Genomic DNA, 21,097 nt, shown 5'->3' on the forward strand with positions numbered 1-21,097 from the left:
GGGCGTGCGGCTCAGGCGCGACCGGTGACGTGGCCGCCGTCCACGCGCAGGGCGTGACCGGTGACGAAGGTGGCGCCCGCGAGGTAGAGCACCGCCTCGGAGATCTCCGCGACCTCGCCGACCCGGTTCAGCAGGGCGAGCCCGCCGAAGGAGTCCACGTCGGATCCCGCGTGCAGCGGGGTGCGGATGATGCCGGGGGACACGAGGTTCACGCGGATGCCGTCTGCGGCGAGTTCGGCGGCCAGGCTGGTCGTCAGAGCGTGCACCCCCGCCTTGCTGACCACCGGTGCGGAGGACGGGAAGCCCGCCAGCGCGTGGTCCACCAGGACGGTGCCGATGTTGACGATGCTCCCGCCCCGGCCCTGCGCGCGCAGCGCCCGTACGACGGCCTGGGTGGTGAGGTAGGTGCCCTTGAGGTTGCCGGTCAGGAAGCCGTCGAGTTCTTCCTCGGTGACCTCGGTGAAGGGCTTGGGCGCGAAGGTGCCCGCGTTGTTGACCAGGACATCGATGCGGCCGAACCGGTCGAGGGCGGTACGGACGAGGGCCTCGCCCGTCGCCGGATCGGCGATGGCGCCGGCGACCCACGCGATCCGCCCGGGGTGCCCGAGGGTGGCCGCGGCCTTGGCGAGGCGGTCGGCGTCCCGGCCGTTGAGGACGACGTTCGCGCCGCTCGCGAGGAAGGCGCGGGCGATGTCCAGGCCGATGCCGCTGGAGGAGCCGGTGACCAGAGCGGTGGTGGTGGTGTCGTCGATGTCCGTGCGGGTGTCGGTCATGGTGCTGTGCCTTTCGTCGGTGTCGTCCGTCGGGGTCCCGACCGGCTGACACCAAGAACCTAGGAGCGCCCAATTGATAACGCCACGACGAAGATTGAAGCGTGTGATAATCCCTGGTTATGGATGTGGATCTGCGTGACCTGGAGCTCCTGGCCGCCACCGCCGAGGCCGGCTCGCTGACCGCCGCCGCCGAGCGGCTCTACGTGAGCCAGCCCGCTCTCAGCCAGCGGCTCACCCGGCTGGAGGCCCGCCTGGGCATGGCCCTCTTCGACCGCAAGGGCCGCCGCCTGGTCCCCAACGCCGCGGGCCGCCGACTGCTGGTCGCGGCCCGCCACGTCCTCGGCGAACTGGACTCGGCGGCCCGGGACCTGCGCGAGATCCGTGACGGGCGCGACCGCCGGGTCCGCTTCACCGCGCAGTGCAGCACGACCTTCCCGTGGCTGCCGCCCGTGCTCCGCGCCTTCCGCGAGCGCGCGCCGGACATCGACGTGCGCATCGAGACCGTTGCCGACGACGCGCCGATCCCGGCACTGCTCGCCGACCTCGTCGACGTCGCGCTGGTCACCAAGCCGGACCTGCAGATGGACCGGGTGTCGCTGACCCGGCTGTTCGAGGACGAGATGATGGCGGTGGTGCCCACCGGCCATCCGTGGGCCTCGCGCGCGCACCTGACCGCCCGTGACTTCGACGGCGTCGACCTCGTCCTCTACGACTTCTACGACCAGAAGCGGATCCCGTCGATGCCGCTGCCGATCCCCGTCGGGGCCCGGCCGGCCCGGATCACCACGATGCCGGTGGTGACCGATCTGGTGATCGAGATGGTGGCCGGCGGCCAGGGCGTGACCGTGCTGCCCAACTGGGTGGCCGCCCCCTACGCGGCCTCGCACGGCCTCGCCCTCGTAGGCATCGGCGCGCAGCCGCTGACCCGTACCTGGTTCTGTGCCACCCGCACCGGACCGCGCCCACCCCACCTGGAGGCTTTCGTCGAGGAGCTGACCGCCCGGCTCACCACCCCGCACAGCGTCTAGGCCGGGGCGTCCAGGAGCCGGCCCATCCAGTCCTCGATGCCGGACACCGTGCGCGGCAGCGCGTCCGACATCAGGCGGGCGCCGTTCGCCGTGATGACCAGGTCGTCCTCGATGCGGACGCCGATGCCCCGCAGCTCCGCCGGGAGGGTCTCGTCGTCGGGCTGGAGGTAGAGGCCCGGTTCCACCGTCAGGACCTGTCCCTCCTCCAGCACGCCGTCCAGATAGGTCTCGGCCCGGGCCTTCGCGCAGTCGTGGACGTCCAGCCCCAGCATGTGCCCGCTGCTGCACAGCGTGTACCGCCGGTGCAGGTCGCCCTCCGCGTCCTTCAGGACGCCCCACTCGGCCAGGCCCTCCGCGATCACCCGCATCCCGGCCCGGTGGAAGTCCCCGAAGCTCGCCCCCGGGCGCAGCGCCGCGATGCCCGCCTCCTGGGCGGCCAGGACCAGTTCGTAGACCTGGCGCTGGACGGGTGAGAAGCGGCCCGACAGCGGCAGGGTGCGGGTGATGTCCGCCGTGTAGAGGGTGTCCGTCTCCACGCCCGCGTCCAGGAGCAGCAGTTCCGTCCCGTTCAGCCGGCCGTCGTTGCGGATCCAGTGCAGGGTGCAGGCGTGCGCGCCGGACGCCGCGATCGTCTCGTACCCGGTGCCGTTGCCCTCCGCCCGGGCGCGCAGCCCGAAGACCCCCTCGATCCAGCGCTCCCCGCGCGGATGCGCCAGCGCGCGCGGCAGGGCCCGTACGACGTCCTCGAAGCCCGCCGTCGTGTGGTCCACGGCCAGCTGGAGCTGCTCGACCTCCCAGGCGTCCTTGACCAGGCGCAACTCCGACAGCGCGGCGGCGAGTTCCGAGTCCGTGGCCGCGTGGCGCCCCTCAGGCGCGCCGAGCGAGTCCAGGTGTGCGCAGCGGATGCCGGTGAGGCGCTCGGCCTCCGCGAGGTCCGGCCGGCGGCCCACCCAGAACTCCCCGTACCGGCGGTCCCGGTAGAACTCCCCGTCCCCGTCCGCCCGCGGCGAGCGCGGCCGCAGGTACAGCACGGCCTCGTGGGCGTGCGGGCCCGACGGCTCCATGACCAGGACGTGGCCCGCCTGGTCCTCACCGGTGAGGCCGGTCAGCCAGGCGTACGCGCTGTGCGGGCGGAAGCGGTGGTCGCAGTCGTTGGAGCGGACCTTCAGCTCACCGGCCGGGACGATCAGCCGTTCGCCCGGGAAGCGGGCCGAGAGCCGTGCCCGGCGGGCCGGGGTGACGGCGTGGCCGGGGACGCGGGCGGAGTCGGGCAGCGGGGTCGCGGCCCAGCTGCCCGCCATGAACCGGGACAACTCCGGGGACACCGGGCGGTCGTGACTGCCCGTGTTGAGGCGGGCGGACGCGTCGGTCACGAGGACTCCCTCAAGAAAGATGCGAACTGGTGGGCGCACAGGTCTTGTCAGTGCAATTTCACATTACTATGTTACAGCTCACATCGCGGCACGTTAATCCCCGTCAAACGCCGTGTGACGCAGGGCAGTTCACGCACCACCCCCCACCTCGCCTCTCCCTTCAGGAGTTCTCGGTGCTCAAGCACAGAGCTGTGCGCTCTTCCCTCCTCGCCTCCGCCGTGGCGGTCACCCTCCTCGCCACCGCGGGGCAGGCCACCACGCAGGCCGCCGAGTTCGCGGCCCCGGCCACCTTCACCGGCGCACAGGCCGCCCCCGCCGCCGCCCCCGGCCCCACGGGGAACCCGTTCGACGAGGTCGACCGCCTGGCCGCCCAGAAGGACAACGCGCCGGCCCCGGCCCCGGCCCCCGGCGGGCAGGACATCGCCGGGCAGGTCCCCGGTGCGGCCACGGCCGCCGCCGCGCCCGTCGACGACCTGCAGAAGCGCGGCAAGGCGGTCAAGGCGGCCCCCACCGCCAAGAGCGTCGCCGCGGGAGTCCCCTGCACCCTCGACGGGATCACCGGCCTGACCCCCGAGCAGTTCGCCGACTTCCTCGCCGACCAGGCCGTCCTCGCCGACGGCTGTCTGCGCGGGCTCATCTGGACCTGGGACGCCCGCCTGGCACCGGTCATGTCGGACGCGCACGTCCAGGCCGTCTCCCGCCGGATATCCGGCCTGGCCGCCGCCCACGACGGCCGCAACTCCTCCCATCTGGAGGAGATGTTCACGTACCTGCACGCGGTGGCCTACCACGACTACTCGCGCTCCGAGATAGACGTCACCGACGCGCCCACCGTCGACGCCATGCGCCGTGCCATCGCCGACTTCGGCGCCGCCGCCCGCACCTTCGACGTGACCCCGAGCAACGCCCGCACCCTGCGCGAGGCCCTCTACGCCGGCAGCGCGCCCGGCCTGCGCCAGCACCAGCTCGGCCTCATCAAGCAGGTGCTGGCCACCATGGACCCGGCCCACCCGGCCACGCACCTCGACGCCGGCTGGGCGGGCGCCGCGCTGGCCGCCCTCTCCGTCACCTACCTGGGCGTCTACCCGGGCAACCAGGACGCCGCCTTCCACTCGGCGGTGGCCGCCGACGCCGCCTACCGCGACGCCTTCAAGGCCTTCGCCGGCTACACGCACCTCAAGGGCACGGGCAACGCCTGGGTGGTGCGCGACGCGCTGAGCGAGTACGCGCGCTTCGGCCAGGTCGAGGGCCTGCGGGACCGGGTCGTCGCCGACCTCGGCGCGATGCTCGGCCCCGTCCGCTCCGCCTTCGGCGACGGCAGCGAGCCGTGGGCCAAGGTCGTCTCCTGGCTCAACTTCTACGAGGCCTGCAAGCCGTACGGGGTGTGCAAGGAGGACATCGAGAAGCAGCTGTTCCCCTACACCTACTCCTACGACAACGGCGCCATCAAGGTCCGCACCGCCCTGGACCGGGCCACCGTCGACCAGCTGTACTACGCGAGCAAGCAGGTCAAGGCCCAGTACCACCGCGTGCTCGGCACCGACCAGCCGCTCGCGGGCGACCCCAACTCCACGCTCAACATCGTGCTCTACGCCTCCCGCGCCGACTACGTGAACTACCACCCGATCCTGACCGGATACGGCACCAACAACGGCGGCATCTACATCGAGAACGGCGCCACCTTCTACACCTACCAGCGCCGCGTCCCCCAGGACTCCTCCCTCACCCTCGAGGAGCTCTTCCGCCACGAGTACACGCACTACCTCAACGGCCGCTTCGCGGTACCCGGCTTCTTCGGCCAGGGTCCCTGGTACGAGGGCGACCGGACGACCGCCATGGACGAGGGGACGGCCGAGTTCTTCGACGGCGCCACCCGCGACAACGGCATCGCCGTCCGCAAGTCCCTCGTCAAGAGCATCATCAGCGACACGGCCGGCGGCGGCCCGCGCATGAGCGTCGAGCAGCTGCTGAACGCCACCTACGACGGCGACGGCTTCCGCTTCTACAGCTACGCGGGCACCTTCTTCGAGTTCCTGTGGACCGAGAAGCCCACGCTGCTGCGCGAGATGTACACGCACCTGCGGGCCGACGACGTGGCGGCGTACGACGCCTGGCGCCACCGCATGGGCGCGGACACCTACCTCCAGCGCGACTACGACCGCTTCCTGGACGCGCAGATCGCCAAGGTCGACCAGCTCTACGTGCCGAACACCTCCTTCACCCCGAACGAGCGGCTGCGCGACGCCGCGCTCGCCTCGGTGAAGTCGTCCTTCGCCACGGCCACGTACAACACCCCGGACTGCGTGGAGAACGGCGACCCGGGCAAGCGCCGCTTCACCTGCACCGGCCGGATCACCGCGAACCTGAAGAACTGGCGCAACGACGACCAGAACTTCAAGGACATGTCGGAGACGGTCGACTACTTCATCCTCGACCGGGCGGGCGCGGCCTCCAACAACCTCGCCGACATGAACTGTTCCTTCGGCCCGGTGGAGATCTGGACCAACAAGGTCGCGGGTACGTCCAGTTACAGCTGTGAGGGCCCCCTCCGCAGCTGACCGGCACCTGCCCGGCGCCGGACCGGTCCCGCACTCGAGGGGGGTGCGGGACCGGTCCGGGCGTCTGGGCAGGCTTTAAAGAATGTGACATATTACTGTCGTGCTCAAGAGACACTCCCTGGACGCCGTGATCATCGGCGCCGGCGTCGTCGGGGCGGCCTGCGCCTACTACGCGGCCCGCGCCGGACTCTCCGTGGCCGTGGTCGACCGGGGCCCCGTGGCGGGCGGCACCACCGGCGCCGGCGAAGGCAACCTGCTCGTCTCCGACAAGGAGGCGGGACCCGAGCTCGACCTCGCCCTGCTGTCCACCCGCCTGTGGACCGAACTCGCCGCGGTCCTCCCGCCGGACATCGAGTACGAGCCCAAGGGCGGGCTCGTCGTCGCCCCCGACGAGAGGACCGTGAAGGCCCTGCGGCACTTCGCGGAGGGCCAGCGCGCGGCCGGCGTCGACGCGGTCGAAGTGGCGGCGGACGCCCTGCACGACCTGGAGCCGCACCTGGCCCCGGGCCTGGCGGGCGGCTTCCACTACCCGCAGGACGCCCAGGTCCAGCCCGCCCAGGCGGCGGCCCGGCTGCTGGCCGCCTCGGCCGCCGAGGCGTACCTCGGCGAGGAGGTGACGGAGATCCTGCTGGACCGGGGCGCCGTACGCGGCGTGCGCACGCCGCGCCGCGAACTCCTCGCCCCGGCCGTGGTGAACGCCGCCGGCACCTGGGGCGGGCGCATCGCCTCGCTGGCCGGGGTCACCCTGCCGGTCCTCCCGCGCCGCGGCTTCGTCCTGGTGACCGAACCCCTGCCGAGGGTGGTCCGGCACAAGGTCTACGCCGCCGACTACATCGCGGACGTCGCCAGCGGCTCGGCCGCCCTGCAGTCCTCGGCGGTGGTCGAGGGCACCCCGTCCGGCCCGGTCCTGATCGGCGCCACCCGGGAGCGCGTCGGGTTCGACCGGAGCCTGTCCACGGAGGCCCTGCGCCGCCTGGCCGCCCAGGCCGCGGCGCTCTTCCCCGTCCTGGCCGACGTCCGGGTCATGCGCACCTACCACGGCTTCCGACCCTACCTGCCCGACCACCTCCCGGCGATCGGACCCGACCCGCGCCGCCCCGGGCTGCTGCACGCCTGCGGCCACGAGGGCGCGGGCATCGGCCTGGCGCCCGCCACCGGAGCGCTGATCGCCGCCGCCCTGACGGGGACCGAACCGCCGCTCCCCGCCGACCCGTTCCGCCCGGACCGCTTCACAGCCGGCCCGGCCGCCTCCGACGGCGCGGGGGGTGGTCCGCAGTGAGGCCGGGTACGCCCCGTGCGGCCCGCAGGCCCCGAGCCGGCCGCGCCCGCGCGCACGTACACCCGGGTGCCGGCCGGCCCGGCGTCACCGCTTCGAGGAGGACCAACTGATGCGCAGCCCCCGTTCGCTCGTCGGCGGCAGCCCGGCAGCCGTGCACGCGATCACCTTCGACGGCCGCGAACTGCCCGCCCTGCCCGGCCAGAGCGTCGCCGCCGTGCTCTGGGGCGCGGGCATCCTGGCCTGGCGGACCACCCGGGAGGGCGGCGCCCCGCGCGGCGCGTTCTGCGGGATCGGCAGCTGCTTCGACTGCCTCGTCACCGTCAACGGCCGCCCGAACCAACGCGCCTGCCTGGTCCCGGCCCGGCCGGGGGATTCCGTCACCACCCAGGAAGGTACCGGCCGTGCCGAACTCGCCGTCTGACCCCGCCGAGCCCTCCCGCCCCGCGGAGCGCCCCGGCGCTGCCGAGCCGCCCGCCCCCGCCGGGCCGTCGATGCCCGCGGGGTCGGGTGTGCACGCGGAGCCAACACCTGCCGAACGGCCCGCGCCCGGACAGGCGCCTGCGCCGGCCGCGCACGCCGCGCCCGCGGAGCTGCCCGCACCTGCGGAGGGGTCTGCGCCCGCGGGGTCGGGTGCGCACCCAGGGCCCGTGCCTGCCGAACGGCCCGCGCCCGGACAGGCGCCTGCGCCGGCCGCGCACGCCGGGCCCGGGCCCGATGGGCAGGCCGTCGCCGCCGGGAGGCCGGGGTCTGACGGGTCGGTCGTTCCTGCCGCGGCCACGCCCAGCGCGGATCCGGTCGACCTGGCCGTCGTCGGGGGCGGTCCGGCGGGCCTCGCCGCCGCCGTCACGGCCGCCCGCCTCGGGCTGCGGGTCACCCTCCTCGACGCGGGCGACCGCCCGGGCGGGCAGTTCTACCGCCACCCCGCCCCGGGCCTGGGGGCGGCCCGCCCCGAGGTCCTGCACCACGGCTGGGCGGAGTTCGCGACCCGCGAAGCCGCCCTGCGCGCCCACGAATCGGCCGGCCGGATCACGTACCTCCCGCTCCACCACGTGTGGACGATCGTCCCGCGCGAGGCGGGCCGGGCGGCCGCGGCCCGCCGCGGGCATGCCGCGCCCGCCACGGAGTGGATCCTGCACGCGGTCGCCGGTCACGCCCCCGAGGAGCGGGCCGCGACCGTCACGGCCCGGGCCGTGCTCATCGCCACCGGCGCCTTCGAGCGGCAACTGCCCTTCCCCGGCTGGACCCTGCCGGGTGTGGTCGGGGCCGGCGGGGCGCAGGCCATGCTCAAGGGCGGGCTGGTGCTGCCGGGCGAGCGGGTGGTCGTCGCCGGCAGCGGACCGCTGCTGCTGGCCGTGGCCGGATCGCTCGCCGCCGCCGGAGCCACCGTGCCCGCCGTGGTGGAGGCCGCCGCCTACACCGCGTACGCGGGCCGGCTCCCGGCCCTGCTGCGCAACCCCGGCAAGCTCGTGGAAGGCGCCGGCTACGGCGGGGCGCTGGCCCGCCACCACGTCCGGCTCCTCACGCGGCACGCCGTCACCGAGGCGCACGGCACCGACCGGGTCGAGGCCGTCACCGTGGCCCGGCTCGACCGCGACTGGCGGCCGCTGCCCGGCACCGCCCGCCGGATCCCCTGCGACGCCCTCGCCGTCGGGCACGGGCTGGTGCCCCAGCTGGAGCTCGCCACCGGCCTCGGTTGCCAGACCCGCCCGTCCCCCGACGGCACCGTCGCCCTCGTCCTCGACGCCGAGCAGCGGACCTCCGTCCCCGGCATCTGGTCGGCGGGCGAGACCGGCGGCATCGGCGGGGCCCAACTGGCCATGACCGAGGGCGAACTGGCCGCGCATTCCGTCGCGGGCGCGCTGCCCGGGGCCCGGCTCACCCGCGGCCGGGCGCGGCTGCGCGCCTTCGCCGACGCGATGGCCGCCGCCCACCGCCCCGGCGCGGGGTGGACCGGCTGGCTCCGGGACGACGCCGTCGTCTGCCGCTGCGAGGAGGTGCCGGCCGGACGGATCCGCGAGGCCGCCGGCGACCTCGGCGCACGCGACGCCCGTACCGTCAAGCTCCTCACCCGGGCCGGCATGGGCTGGTGCCAGGGCCGGATGTGCGGCCCGGCCGTCGCGGCCCTGGCCGGGGAGGAGCCCGCGCCCGACCGGCGGCCGCTGTCGTGTCCGGTTCCGCTGCGCCACCTCGCCGAACTTCCGCCCACCACGCACTGATCGGGGTGCCGGGGCCCTTGTGGCCGCACCGCACCCGCTAGTAAAATGTCACACACCACACTAGGGAGCTCTCACATGACCCACGCGCACACCCCCGCGCCCCGCACCCGCCCCTGGCACGGAATCATGGTCGCCACCGCGCTCCCGCTGCGCGAGGACCTCACCGTCGACCACGACGCGTACGCCGAGCACGTGGCCTGGCTGATCGAGGGCGGCTGCGACGGCGTGGTCCCCAACGGCTCCCTCGGGGAGTACCAGACCCTCACCGACGAGGAGCGCGCGGCCGTCGTGCGCACCGCCGTCGAGGCGGCGGGCGACGGCGCCCGCGTCATGCCCGGCGTCGCCGCCTACGGCAGCGCCGAGGCCCGCCGCTGGGCCGACCAGGCCGCCGAGGCCGGCGCCGGCTCCGTGCTCCTGCTGCCCCCCAACGCCTTCCGGGCCGACGAGGACGCCGTACGCGCCCACTACGCCGAGGTCGCCCGCGCCGGGCTGCCCGTGGTCGCGTACAACAACCCCATCGACACCAAGGTGGACCTGACCCCGGACCTGCTCGCCCGGCTGTACGCCGACGGGTCCATCGTCGCGGTCAAGGAGTTCAGCGGCGACGTGCGCCGCGCCTACGAGATCGCCGAGCTCGCCCCCGGCCTCGACCTGCTCATCGGCGCCGACGACGTCCTCCTCGAACTCGCCCTCGCGGGCGCCGTCGGCTGGATCGCCGGCTACCCCAACGCCCTGCCGCGCTCCTGCGCCCAGCTCTACCGGGCCGCCGTCGCCGGGGACCTCGACACCGCCCTGCCCCTCTACAAGTCCCTGCACTCGCTGCTGCGCTGGGACTCCAAGACCGAGTTCGTCCAGGCCATCAAGCTCTCCATGGACCTCGCCGGGCGCCCCGGCGGCGCCACCCGTCCGCCGCGCTTCCCGCTCACCGGCGAGACCGAGGCCGCCGTCCGCGCCGCCACCGAGAAGGCCCTCGCCGAGGGCCTCAACTAGTCATCCGGGGGAACCGCACATGCGCACGCGCCACGTCTACCACGCGGTGGACTCGCACACCGAGGGCATGCCGACCCGGGTCGTCACCGGGGGAGTCGGGGTGGTCCCCGGCGCCACCATGGCCGAGAAGCGGCTCCACTTCATCGAGCACATGGACCACGTCCGGACCCTGCTCATGTACGAGCCGCGCGGGCACTCCGCGATGAGCGGCGCCATCCTGCAGCCCCCGACCCGCCCGGACGCCGACTACGGGGTCCTCTACATCGAGGTGTCGGGCCTGCTCCCCATGTGCGGGCACGGCACCATCGGGGTCGCCACCGTCCTCGTCGAGACCGGCATGGTGCCGGTCGTCGAGCCGGTCACCACCGTCCGGCTCGACACCCCGGCCGGGCTGGTGAGCGTCGACGTCCGGGTCGAGGACGGGGCGGCGACCGCCGTCACCCTCACCAACGTGCCCTCCTTCAGCGTCGGTCTCGACCTCAAGGCCGAGGTCCCCGGCTTCGGCACGGTCACCTACGACCTGGCCTACGGCGGGAACTTCTACGCCTTCGTCGAACTCGACGCCCTGGGACTGCCCTTCGACCGGGCCCGCAAGGAGGACCTGCTCGCCGCCGGGCTGGCCGTGATGGACGCGATCAACGCGGGCCCGGACCGGCCCGTCCACCCCGAGAACCCCTCCATCGCCGGGGTCAAGCACGTCTACCTCGCCGCCCCCGGCTCCGACGCCCACCGCTCCCGGCACGCCATGGCCATCCACCCCGGCTGGTTCGACCGTTCGCCCTGCGGTACGGGCACCAGCGCGCGGATGGCCCAGCTGCACGCCCGTGGCCTGCTGGAACTCGACACGGACTTCGTCAACGAGTCCTTCATCGGTACCGAGTTCACCGGCCGGCTCGTCGGGCAGACCACCGTCGGCGGCCTCCCGGCCGTGGTCCCCACGGTCACCGGCCGGGCCTGGATCACCGGCACCGCCCAGTACTTCCTCGACCCGTCCGACCCCTTCCCCGGAGGCTTCCTCCTGTGATGACCGTCCGAACGGTGGACTACCACTCCGCCGGCGAGCCCTTCCGGATCGTCGACACCGCCGGCGCGGGCATGCCCTCCGTCCCGGGGGACACCGTCGCCGAGCGCTGCGCCACCGTCATCGGCCCGGGCGGATCGGGGACCGCGCCGCGCCGGGGCGAGCTGGACGACGTACGGCGCCTGCTCGTGCAGGAGCCGCGCGGCCACGCCGGGATGTACGGCGGGTTCGTGGTCCCGGCCGACGACGACGGCGCCCACTTCGGCGTGCTGTTCTGGCACAAGGACGGCTACTCCACCGCCTGCGGCCACGGCACCATGGCCCTCGGGGTCTGGGCGGTGGACACCGGCCGGGTCGCCGCCCCCGACGACGGGGACGCCACGGTGCGCATCGACGTGCCGTCCGGACGGGTCACCGCCACCGTCCACCGCGGCGGGGGCCGCACCACCGGGGTCACCTTCCGCAACGTCCCGGCCCGGGTCGGGGCCCGGAAGGTGCCCGTCGCCACCTCGTTCGGGCTCGCCGAGGTGGACATCGCGCACGCCGGGGCCTGTTACGCCGCCGTCCGCGCGCGCGACCTCGGACTGGACGTCACCCGGGCGGCGCTGCCCGCCCTGGTGCGGGCCGGACAGGAGATCCGGGCGGCGCTGGCCACCCACCCCGCCACCTGGCACCCGGACGGCGCGCTGCTCTCCGGGGTCTACGGGGTGATCCTCCACGAGGAGCTGCCCGACACCCCCTTCGGGCCGCACCAGCGCAACGTCACCGTCTTCGCCGACGGGCAGATCGACCGCTCGCCCTGCGGCTCCGGCACCTCGGCGCGGCTCGCGCTGCTCGCCGAGGACGGGAGGCTCGGCCCGGGCGAGGACCTGCTGCACGAGTCGGTCACGGGCACGGTGTTCACCGGGCGGATGCTGGACGGCGGGGTCACCGAGGTGACCGGCACCGCCCACCGCACCGGCGAACACGCCTTCGTGGTGGACCCGCACGACGCGCTCGGCACCGGATTCCTCCTGTGACGGACATCCCCCGGCTCACCGCCGGAGCGATGGCCGCCCTGCTCGGTCCGGCGGCGGCCGCCGATGCCGTGGCCGCCGCCCTGCTCGGCGGCCTCGACCCGGAGAGCTGCCCGCCGCGTTCCGCGATCGACGTGCCGGGCGGGGGCGAGCTGCTGCTGATGCCGGCCGCGTCCGGCTCGTACGCCGGGGTGAAGATCGCCGGGGTCGCGCCGGGGAACCCGGCCCGCGGGCTGCCCCGGATCACGGGCTCCTACCTCCTGCTGGACGGGCCCACCCTGTGCCCGCTGGCCCTGCTCGACGGCGCGGCGCTGACCGCCCTGCGCACCCCGGCGGTCTCCGCGCTCGCGCTGCGCCACCTGGCGCCCGCCGGGCGGCCGCTGCGCCTGGTGCTCTTCGGTTCGGGGCCGCAGGCGTACGGGCATCTGGAAGCGGCCCTGGCGGTGCGGGAGTTGGCCGAGGTGGTGGTGGTCGCCCGTGACCCGGGGGGCGCGGAGCGGCTCGCCGCGTACGCCCGCACCCTGGGCCCGGCCGCCCGGACCGGCACCCCGAAGGCGGTGGCCGACGCCGATCTGGTCATCTGCTGCACCACGGCCCGGGAACCCCTCTTCGACGGGGGCCTCGTCCGGCCGGACGCCACCGTCGTCGCCGTCGGCTCGCACGAGCCGACGGCCCGGGAGACGGACACCGCCCTCGTGCGACGGGCGGCGGTGTACGTGGAGTCCCGGGCGGCGGCCCTGCGCGAGGCGGGGGACCTCCTGGTGCCGGAGGCCGAGGGGGCCATCGGGCCCGGTCATATCACCGGCACCCTCGCCGACCTGGTGGGCGGCCGGACGCCGGCGGGCGGGCCGCGGAGTTGTCCACAGCTCTTCAAGAGTGTGGGCATGGCCTGGGAAGATCTCGCTGTGGCGGTCGCGCTGTTCGAGGCCGCCGGAGTGTGAGCAGCGCAACGTGACATTGTACGCTGTTCCTCTCCTCGTCGGTGGTGTACGGGGGTCTCGGAGGAAAAGCAATGGGTGACCTGAAGCAGCACAGTCTCATCAAGGCCCAGGAACGCCTCCGCGACCAGGTCGGCCACGCACTGCGAGCCGCGCTGATAGCGGGTGAACTGCGCCCCGGGAGCGTCTACTCCGCACCGGGCCTCGCGGCCGAACTCGGCGTCTCGGCCACCCCGGTGCGCGAGGCCATGCTCGACCTGGCCCGGGAAGGACTGGTCGAGCCGGTCCGCAACAAGGGCTTCCGGATCACCGAGGTCAGCGAGCGCGACCTGGACCAGTTCACCGAGCTGCGCACGATGATCGAGGTGCCGACCATCGGCCGGATCACGAAGATCGCCACGGCCGAGCAGCTGGAGGCGCTGCGCCCCGTCGCCGAGGAGATCGTCACCAGCGCGCGCGAGCACAACCTCATCGGCTACCTGGAGGCCGACCGCCGCTTCCACCTCTCCCTGCTGGCCCTCGCGGGCAACGACCGGCTGGTGGAGACGGTCGGCGACCTGCGCAAGCGGTCCCGGCTCTACGGCCTGACCGGCCTGGACGAGGCCGGCAAGCTGGTCTCCTCCGCGGAGGAGCACATCGAGCTGCTCGACCTGATGCTGAGCGGCGACGCCGAGGCGGCGCAGGAGTGCATGCTCCGCCACCTCGGCCACGTCCGCTCCCTGTGGGCCCAGGGCCGCGACGAACCGGTCGGCCGCGTCCCCGGAGGCCTCGGCTCCGGCCTCCAGTAGCCTCCCGCCGGCCGGCGGCCCCCGGGAGCGTCAGCAGGGCGGGCGGCCGCCGCCGCGGGCCGGCAGCGGCCGGTCCGCCGAGATGATCGCCGCCTCCGGGCGCGGTACCGGGGTGCCGTCGGGCAGGAGCAGCGGCGGCGGGTCCACCACGGTGCCCGGGTCGGCCGCGGCGGCGCTCGCGTTCGCCGCCGTGACCCGCCCCCGGGGCTGCGGGGACAGCATCGCGGTCTCCCGCACGTACGCCACGAAGCTCTCGAAGTCCCGCTGGTGCCGGTAGGGCTCCTGGAACTCGGAGAGGGCGGGATATCCGTCGCTCGCGAGGAGCGTGTAGGAGGGGGCCGCGAGCCGGTAGCTGCGGGCGGGCTCCAGCCGGACCCCGTCGATGAGGACGTCCGCGGGATCCACCCGGTCCCCGACCGGCCCGCGCGCGTCGAAGCTGTAGCGCACGTTCCGGGAGACGGCGAGCGGGGCGAAGCGCAGTTCGCCGCTCTCCGTCGTCGTCCACTGCTCCTCCAGCGCGTCGTGGATCCGCTGCCCGGTCACCCACGCGCTGACGATCGGATCGCCGAACCCGATGGCCCGCCAGGCGCTGCCGAAGGTGACGGTGCCACCCGACGCCGTGTCGAGGACGAGGTCCCCGGCGATGACCGCCTGGCCGATCCGGGGCGCCGCGGCGACCACGGCGAGCTGGGCCGGGACGTTGGGATGGATGTTGGCGTCGTTCTCGGGATCGGTGGGCCTGCCGCCCGCCCACAGCGCCCAGTCGGCCGCCAGGTTGCCCATCGTGCTCTCGCCCGCCGTGTTCCGGGCGCGCAGGAAGGAGCCGGTCTGGCGCCCGATCGGGGTCCGGTCGCGTGCGGCGGCCTGCCCCGCCCAGTAGGTGACGACCTCCTGCAGCTCCGGATGCGGTGCGATGTCACGGGTGTTGGGGTGGTTGGTGGAGACGGTCAGTTCCCGGACCACCCGGCCGGTGAGCGGGTCCAGCCGCAGGTTGATCTCGTTGATGACCTGGCCGTAGCAGCCGGCCTCGACGAACGGGCGGGGGACGCCGTCCGGGTCGGGGAGCATCATGTTGAACCGGGTGTGCCAGTGCCCGGTGACGATCGCGTCGATGTCGGGGGAGACCCGCAGTGCGAGGTCGAGGGCCGGCCCCGAGGGGTCGGCGCCGCTGTTGAAGTCGCCTCCCGCGACCGCCCCGTCGTGCAGGCTGAGCACGATCGCGTTCACGCCCTGGCTCTTGAGCAGGGCCGCGTAGTGGTCGGCGGTGGCGACCTCGTCGAGGGTGGCGAGGCCCGGCTGGTAGGAGCCGGGGAAGCGTTCGCTGCCCACGGCCGTGAGGTGGATGAAGCCGATGGGCAGCTGCCGGCCGTCGGCGGTGGGGACCCACTCGATGTTGTAGGCGGGCAGGACCGTCGTCCCGTCCTGGCCGCGGACGAGGTTGGCGCTGTAGTAGCGGAAGTCGGCGCCGTGGAAGCGCAGGCCGGAGGAGTCGGTGAAGGAGGTGTCGCGGCCCTCGACCGGGAACGGCACACCCTGCTCCATGTGGCGCCGGAGCATGGCGGGCGATTTGTCGAACTCGTGGTTGCCGGCCGTCGCGAAGTCGAGCCCCATGCGGTTGAGGGCCTCGATCGTCGGCTCGTCGGCGAAGGCCGCGGCGTCGAACTCCCAGCCGGAGAAGGCGTCTCCGGGGGTGAAGAACAGGGAATTGGGGTGCCCCTCGCGGAGCCGTTCGAGGTGTGCGGCCATGTACGCGACGCCGCCGACGGTGTAGCTGCGGCCGCCGTTGCCGACGATGACGGAGTTGCTGCCGGGTGCGCCCTGCAGATAGCCGTGCAGGTCGGTGATGTCGAGGAGCTGGACGTCGACGTACTCGGCGGCGGTGGCGGCGTCCCGGGCGTCGGCGGTGGCCCGTGCGGGGACCCCGAGCGCGAAGGTCGCGGCCACGGCCCCCATCGCGGTGAGGAAGTCCCGCCGCCCCGGTTCCCGCCGCCCCGGGTTCCGCCGTGAACTGCTGCTCCGCTGCGTGGCCTTGGCCTGCGTGATCACACCCGGCATGTTCCCGCCCCGCCGGGCCGGCTGTCGTGCCGACGCGCCGACCGCCGCTTTGGACACGGCTGGATAACGGCGGTACCAACCCCTTGTCAGTGCAATTTCACATTACTATGTTACCGGTCACATCCTAGAGCGCGGCCCTTCACTGGAGTGACCATGACCAAGCGCACCCAACTCGCCCTCGCCACCGCCCTGGTGGCAGCTCTCGCACTCGGCGCCTCGGGCTGCTCCGACACCAAGAAGGGCTCGTCCGGCGCGGGTGGCTCCAACCCCGCCGCGGCCAACGACGGCAAGATCCTCGGTGGGACCCCGGTCAAGGGCGGCACCCTCACCGTCCTGTCCAACCAGGACTTCGCGCACCTCGACCCCGCCCGCAACTGGACCATGCCGACGATGGACTTCGGCACCCGGCTGCTCTACCGCACGCTCGTCACCTTCAAGGCCGAGCCCGGCAAGGCCGGCAGCGAGCTGGTCCCCGACCTCGCCACCGACCTCGGCACCTCGTCCAACGGCGGCCGCACCTGGACCTTCACCCTCAAGGAGGGCGTGAAGTACGAGGACGGCACGCAGGTCAGGGCCCAGGACATCAAGTACAACGTCGAGCGCTCCTTCAGCCCCGACCTCACCGGCGGTCCCGACTACGCCGCCCAGTACCTGGCCGGGACCGAGGGCTACAAGGGTCCGCTCCAGGGGCAGCACCTGGACTCCGTCAAGACCCCCGACGACCGCACGATCGTCTTCGAACTGAAGCGTCCGGTGGCCGAGTTCTCCGCGACCGCCACCCTGCCGACCTTCGCCCCCGTGCCCCCGTCCCAGGAGAAGGGCACCCAGTACGACGCCCGCCCGTTCTCCTCCGGCCCGTACAAGATCGAGTCGTACGACCGCGACAAGAAGCTGGTCCTGGTCCGCAACGAGCACTGGGACCCGGGGACCGACACCGTCCGCAAGGCCTACCCGGACCGCTTCGTGGTGGTCATGGGCCTCAAGGGCGGCCAGATCGACGACCGGATCATCGCCGGCGAAGGCGCCGACGCCTCCACCGTCCAGTACGCCGACATGCGCCCCGAAAGCGCCCCCAAGGTGCTGCCCAAGCCCGAGATCAAGGCCCGGCTGCTCGCCGAGTCCCAGGGCTGTACGGAAATGCTGCACCTGAACAACTCCCGCGCCCCCTTCGACGACCCGAAGGTCCGCGAGGCCATGCAGTACGCCGTCGACAAGGAGGCCGTCATCACCGCGGGCGGCGGCCCGGCCCTCAACGAGATCGCCACCGCCTACCTGCCCCCGGCCCTCTCCGGGGGCAAGCAGGCCGACGTCCTGAAGATCGCCCCGTCCGGCGACCCGGCCAAGGCCAAGGAACTCCTCAAGGCCGCCGGCAAGGAGACCCTGAAGGTCTCCCTGTCCGTCTCCACCGGCGACAAGGGCAAGGCGGAGGCCATCCAGCAGGGCCTGTCCCGGGCCGGCATCGAGGTCGTCATCGACACCGTCGACCCGGGCGCCTATTACGACGTCATCGGCGACCTGTCCACCACCCCCGACATGACCCTCACCGGCTGGTGCCCCGACTACCCCTCCGGCTCCACCTGGATCCCGTTCGTCTTCGACGGCCGCACCATCAAGGAGAAGGGCAACCAGGGCAACTACAGCCAGTTCCGCGACGAGGCGACCATGAAGCGGATCGACGAGATCAACGCCATGGCCGACGCCAAGGAGGCCAACCGGGCCTGGATCGACCTCGACGCCGCCCTGATGGCCAAGTCCCCGAACGTCCCGCTCCTCCTGGAGCGCAAGCCGCTCCTCATCGGCACCAACATCGCGGGCGCCTTCGGCCACCCGGTGTGGACCGGCACCATCGACTACGGGACCGTCGGCCTCAAGGACCCGTCGAAGAGCCAGGGCTGAGGGCCCGAAGGGTCCCCGCAGCCATGACCACCACAGCACCGGTCCCGGACGACCGGGCCCCGGCCCCCGGCCCGGCCCCCGGCGCCACCGCGCCCCCCGACCCCGCCGAGGGCCGGCCCGCGGCAGCGCCCGGCAGCAGCCCCTGGCAGCTCGCCCGGCGCGAGCTCCGCCGCCGCCCCGCCGTCCGCGTCAGCCTCTGCCTCGTCCTGCTCTTCGTCCTCATGGCCGTGACCGCCCCCTGGCTGGGCGCCCTCGGCGGCTGGTCCCCGAACGAGTTCGACAAGACCGCCATCGACCCCTACCTCGGGGGACAGCCCCTCGGCACCCTCGGCGGGATCAGCCCCGAGCACTGGCTCGGCGTCGAACCCGTCACCGGCCGCGACCTGTTCGCCCGCGTGGTCAACGGCGCGCAGGTCTCGCTCCTGATCGCCTTCGCCGCCACCGCCATCGTGGTGGCCGCCGGAACCGCCGCCGGGATCGCCGCCGGCTACTTCGGCGGCCGCACCGACACGATCCTGTCCCGGCTCATGGACCTGACCATGTCCTTCCCCTCGCTGATCTTCATGATCGCGATGCTGTCCGTGGCCAAGGACGTCAACCGGATCGTCTTGATGACCACCGTCATCGGGGTCTTCGGCTGGCCCGGCGTCGCCCGCGTGGTCCGCGGCCAGACCCTCTCCCTCAAGCACCGCGAGTACGTCGACGCCGCCCGCGTCGGCGGCTCCGGCCCCTGGCGGATCCTGACCCGCGACATCCTCCCGGGCGTCTCGGGCCCGGTCATCGCCTACACCACCCTGCTGATCCCCGGGATGATCAGCACCGAGGCCGCCCTCAGCTACCTCGGCGTCGGCGTCCGCCCGCCCACCCCCTCCTGGGGCCAGATGATCGCCGAATCCGTGGCCTACTACGAGACCGACCCCATGTACTTCGTCATCCCCAGCGTCTTCCTCTTCCTCGCCGTGCTCGCCTTCACCCTGCTCGGCGACGCACTGCGCGACATCCTCGACCCGAGGGGCGGCCGCAGTTGATCCTCTACCTCGGCCGCCGGCTGCTCGCCCTCGCCGGCGTGCTCCTCGCCATCGCCGCCGTCACCTTCCTCATTTTCTACGTCCTGCCCGCCGACCCGGCCGCGGCCGCCTGCGGCAAGACCTGCAGCGCCGAACGCCTCGCCGACGTACGCACGTACCTGGGCCTCGACCAGCCCCTGTGGCGGCAGTTCGCCGACTTCCTCACCGGCATCTTCACCGGCCGCACCCTGGGCACCGGCCAGTACGCCGTCACCTGCGACTTCCCCTGCCTCGGCTACAGCTACGAGAACTCGCTGCCCGTGTGGGACCTGCTGATGGACCGGCTCCCGGTCTCCGCCTCCCTCGCCGTCGGCGCCGCCGCGCTGTGGCTGCTCCTCGGACTCGGCGCCGGGGTCACCGCCGCCCTGCGCAAGGACACCGTCACCGACAAGGCCCTGATGGTCGGCGCCGTCGCCGCCGCCTCCCTGCCCGTGTACTTCACCTCCGTGATGCTCATCCACGGAGTCATCCGCATCGCCGGCCTCCTGCCCTACCCCACCTACCGGGCCTTCACCGACGACCCGCTCGCCTGGGCCTCGAACCTGACCCTGCCCTGGATCGCGCTCGCCCTGCTCTACGCCGCCATGTACGCCCGCCAGAGCCGCGGCTCGATGATCGAGGCGATGGCCGAGCCGTACATCCGTACCGCCCGCGCCAAGGGCATGCCCGAGCGCACGGTCGTCGTCAAACACGGGCTGCGCTCCGGCATGACCCCGATCCTCACCATCTTCGGCATGGACCTCGGCGGACTGCTCGCCGGAGCCGTCATCACCGAGTCCATCTTCGGACTCCCCGGCATCGGACGGCTGTTCTACGGCGCCCTGGTCAACTCCGACCAGCCCGTGGTCCTCGGCGTCACCCTGCTCGCCGCCTTCTTCATCGTCGTCGCCAACCTCCTCGTCGACCTCCTGTACGCCGTCATCGACCCGAGGGTGAGGTACTGATGGCCACGGCCGCTCCGCTTCTCGAAGTGCGCGACCTGCGCGTCACCTTCACGACCGGGCGCGGGACCGTGCGGGCCGTCGACTCGATCGGCTTCACCGTCGAGGCCGGACGCACCCTCGGCATCGTCGGCGAGTCCGGCTCGGGCAAGTCCGTCACCTCGCTCGCCGTCATGGGGCTGCACCGCGGCCCGGTCGAGGTCGGCGGATCCGTGGCGCTGGCCGGGCGGGAGCTGACCGGGCTCCCCGAACGGGAACTGTCCAAGGTCCGCGGCCGCCGGATGGCCATGATCTTCCAGGACCCGCTCTCCAGCCTGCACCCCTACTACACGGTCGGCGAGCAGATCGCCGAGCACTACCGCGTGCACTTCGGGGCCGGCCGGGCCGCCGCCCGCAAACGCGCCGTCGACATGCTCGGCGAGGTCGGCATCCCGGAACCGGCCCGCCGCGCCGGGGAGTACCCGCACCAGTTCTCCGGCGGCATGCGCCAGCGCGCCATGATCGCCATGGCCCTGGCCTGCGAACCCGACCTGCTGATCGCCGACGAGCCGACCACCGCCCTGGATGTCACCGTGCAGGCCCAGATCCTGGAACTGATCGCCCGGCTCCAGCAGGACCGCGGACTCGGCGTCGTGATGATCACCCACGACCTGGGCGTCGTCGCCCGCGTCGCCCACGAGGTGCTCGTCATGTACGGCGGCCGGGCCGCCGAACAGGCCCCGGCGGACGAGCTGTTCGCCGACCCGGCCCACCCGTACACCCGGGGCCTGCTCGACTCGCTGCCCCGCCTCGACACCCCCGACGACGTCCCCCTCCCGTTCATCCCCGGCTCCCCGCCCTCCCTGCTGGCGCCCGCCCCCGGCTGCGCCTTCGCCCCGCGCTGCCCCGTGGCGGCCGCCGGCCCGGACGACCTGCGGGCGCGCTGCTCGGGCGAGCGGCCCGAACCCGCCCCGTACGGTGCGTCGGGGCGGCTGGCCGCGTGCCACTTCGCGGGATCCGCCGCGACCCCGCCGGGCGGCTCCGCGCCCGGGTTCCCTTCGACCGCCCCGGGGGTGTCCCGATGACCGTCGGAGCCGATCCTTCCGCGAACGCCGCAGCCGAGGCCGTAGCCGAGGCCGTCACCGGGCCCGGCCCGGCCGCCGCACCGCTGCTGTCCGT

The 21,097-nt window shown here is 73.6% G+C and carries 17 protein-coding genes; 14 read left to right on the forward strand and 3 right to left on the reverse strand.

Features of this window, described 5'->3' with window-relative positions; genetic code table 11:
* Positions 1 to 11 precede the first annotated feature (11 nt).
* Positions 12 to 773 (reverse strand): SDR family NAD(P)-dependent oxidoreductase, encoded by a 762-nt coding sequence (locus ACXNSR_RS29295; protein ID WP_458638355.1) that lies wholly within the window; start codon positions 771 to 773, stop codon positions 12 to 14.
* A 119-nt stretch (positions 774 to 892) separates the two neighbouring features.
* On the opposite strand from ACXNSR_RS29295, the gene ACXNSR_RS29300 reads away from it, so the two are divergent.
* On the forward strand, positions 893 to 1,801 hold the full coding sequence (locus ACXNSR_RS29300; RefSeq protein WP_458638356.1) for a LysR family transcriptional regulator: 909 nt from the start codon (positions 893 to 895) through the stop codon (positions 1,799 to 1,801).
* Here the strand turns inward: ACXNSR_RS29300 and ACXNSR_RS29305 are convergent.
* Positions 1,798 to 3,174, reverse strand: coding sequence for an aminopeptidase P family protein (locus ACXNSR_RS29305; protein WP_458638357.1), 1,377 nt, complete (start codon positions 3,172 to 3,174; stop codon positions 1,798 to 1,800). The genes ACXNSR_RS29300 and ACXNSR_RS29305 overlap by 4 nt on opposite strands.
* 173 nt (positions 3,175 to 3,347) lie before the next feature.
* On the opposite strand from ACXNSR_RS29305, the gene ACXNSR_RS29310 reads away from it, so the two are divergent.
* The 9 genes from ACXNSR_RS29310 (at position 3,348) to ACXNSR_RS29350 (ending at position 13,980) form a co-directional block, all read left to right on the forward strand.
* Entirely contained in the window at positions 3,348 to 5,732 is a 2,385-nt protein-coding gene (locus tag ACXNSR_RS29310; protein ID WP_458638358.1) for a collagenase, read from the forward strand.
* A 100-nt stretch (positions 5,733 to 5,832) separates the two neighbouring features.
* Positions 5,833 to 7,011, forward strand: a complete 1,179-nt coding sequence (locus ACXNSR_RS29315) for an NAD(P)/FAD-dependent oxidoreductase (protein ID WP_458638359.1) — start codon at positions 5,833 to 5,835, stop codon at positions 7,009 to 7,011.
* A gap of 109 nt (positions 7,012 to 7,120) precedes the next feature.
* Entirely contained in the window at positions 7,121 to 7,432 is a 312-nt protein-coding gene (locus ACXNSR_RS29320; RefSeq protein WP_458638360.1) for a (2Fe-2S)-binding protein, read from the forward strand.
* Between the two features lie 379 nt (positions 7,433 to 7,811).
* On the forward strand, positions 7,812 to 9,227 hold the full coding sequence (locus ACXNSR_RS29325; protein WP_458643426.1) for an FAD-dependent oxidoreductase: 1,416 nt from the start codon (positions 7,812 to 7,814) through the stop codon (positions 9,225 to 9,227).
* Positions 9,228 to 9,302: 75 nt separating this feature from the next.
* Complete coding sequence (locus ACXNSR_RS29330) at positions 9,303 to 10,217, forward strand: dihydrodipicolinate synthase family protein (protein ID WP_458638361.1); 915 nt, start codon at positions 9,303 to 9,305, stop codon at positions 10,215 to 10,217.
* A 19-nt stretch (positions 10,218 to 10,236) separates the two neighbouring features.
* A complete protein-coding gene (locus ACXNSR_RS29335; RefSeq protein WP_458638362.1) occupies positions 10,237 to 11,241 on the forward strand; it encodes a proline racemase family protein in 1,005 nt (334 codons plus the stop codon).
* Positions 11,241 to 12,257 carry a proline racemase family protein gene (locus ACXNSR_RS29340; RefSeq protein ID WP_458638363.1) on the forward strand — a complete coding sequence of 339 codons (1,017 nt, stop codon included), beginning with the start codon at positions 11,241 to 11,243 and terminating at the stop codon, positions 12,255 to 12,257. The genes ACXNSR_RS29335 and ACXNSR_RS29340 overlap by 1 nt, the downstream gene beginning before the upstream one ends.
* Positions 12,258 to 12,286: 29 nt before the next feature.
* A complete protein-coding gene (locus ACXNSR_RS29345) occupies positions 12,287 to 13,195 on the forward strand; it encodes an ornithine cyclodeaminase family protein (RefSeq protein WP_458643427.1) in 909 nt (302 codons plus the stop codon).
* Between the two features lie 71 nt (positions 13,196 to 13,266).
* Positions 13,267 to 13,980, forward strand: coding sequence for a GntR family transcriptional regulator (locus ACXNSR_RS29350; RefSeq protein ID WP_030719658.1), 714 nt, complete (start codon positions 13,267 to 13,269; stop codon positions 13,978 to 13,980).
* A gap of 30 nt (positions 13,981 to 14,010) precedes the next feature.
* On the opposite strand, the gene ACXNSR_RS29355 is transcribed toward ACXNSR_RS29350, so the two are convergent.
* Complete coding sequence (locus ACXNSR_RS29355; protein WP_458643428.1) at positions 14,011 to 15,933, reverse strand: bifunctional metallophosphatase/5'-nucleotidase; 1,923 nt, start codon at positions 15,931 to 15,933, stop codon at positions 14,011 to 14,013.
* A gap of 255 nt (positions 15,934 to 16,188) precedes the next feature.
* On the opposite strand from ACXNSR_RS29355, the gene ACXNSR_RS29360 reads away from it, so the two are divergent.
* The 4 genes from ACXNSR_RS29360 to ACXNSR_RS29375 are packed head-to-tail and all read left to right on the forward strand — an operon-like array spanning position 16,189 to position 21,003.
* Positions 16,189 to 17,931 carry an ABC transporter substrate-binding protein gene (locus ACXNSR_RS29360; RefSeq protein WP_458638364.1) on the forward strand — a complete coding sequence of 581 codons (1,743 nt, stop codon included), beginning with the start codon at positions 16,189 to 16,191 and terminating at the stop codon, positions 17,929 to 17,931.
* A gap of 23 nt (positions 17,932 to 17,954) precedes the next feature.
* Entirely contained in the window at positions 17,955 to 18,959 is a 1,005-nt protein-coding gene (locus ACXNSR_RS29365; protein ID WP_458638365.1) for an ABC transporter permease, read from the forward strand.
* Positions 18,956 to 19,942 carry an ABC transporter permease gene (locus ACXNSR_RS29370; RefSeq protein WP_458638366.1) on the forward strand — a complete coding sequence of 329 codons (987 nt, stop codon included), beginning with the start codon at positions 18,956 to 18,958 and terminating at the stop codon, positions 19,940 to 19,942. Before ACXNSR_RS29365 ends, ACXNSR_RS29370 begins: the two co-directional genes overlap by 4 nt.
* Entirely contained in the window at positions 19,942 to 21,003 is a 1,062-nt protein-coding gene (locus ACXNSR_RS29375; RefSeq protein WP_458638367.1) for an ABC transporter ATP-binding protein, read from the forward strand. Before ACXNSR_RS29370 ends, ACXNSR_RS29375 begins: the two co-directional genes overlap by 1 nt.
* The last annotated feature ends 94 nt before the right edge of the window (positions 21,004 to 21,097 follow it).

The organism is Streptomyces sp. NC-S4 (assembly GCF_054353315.1).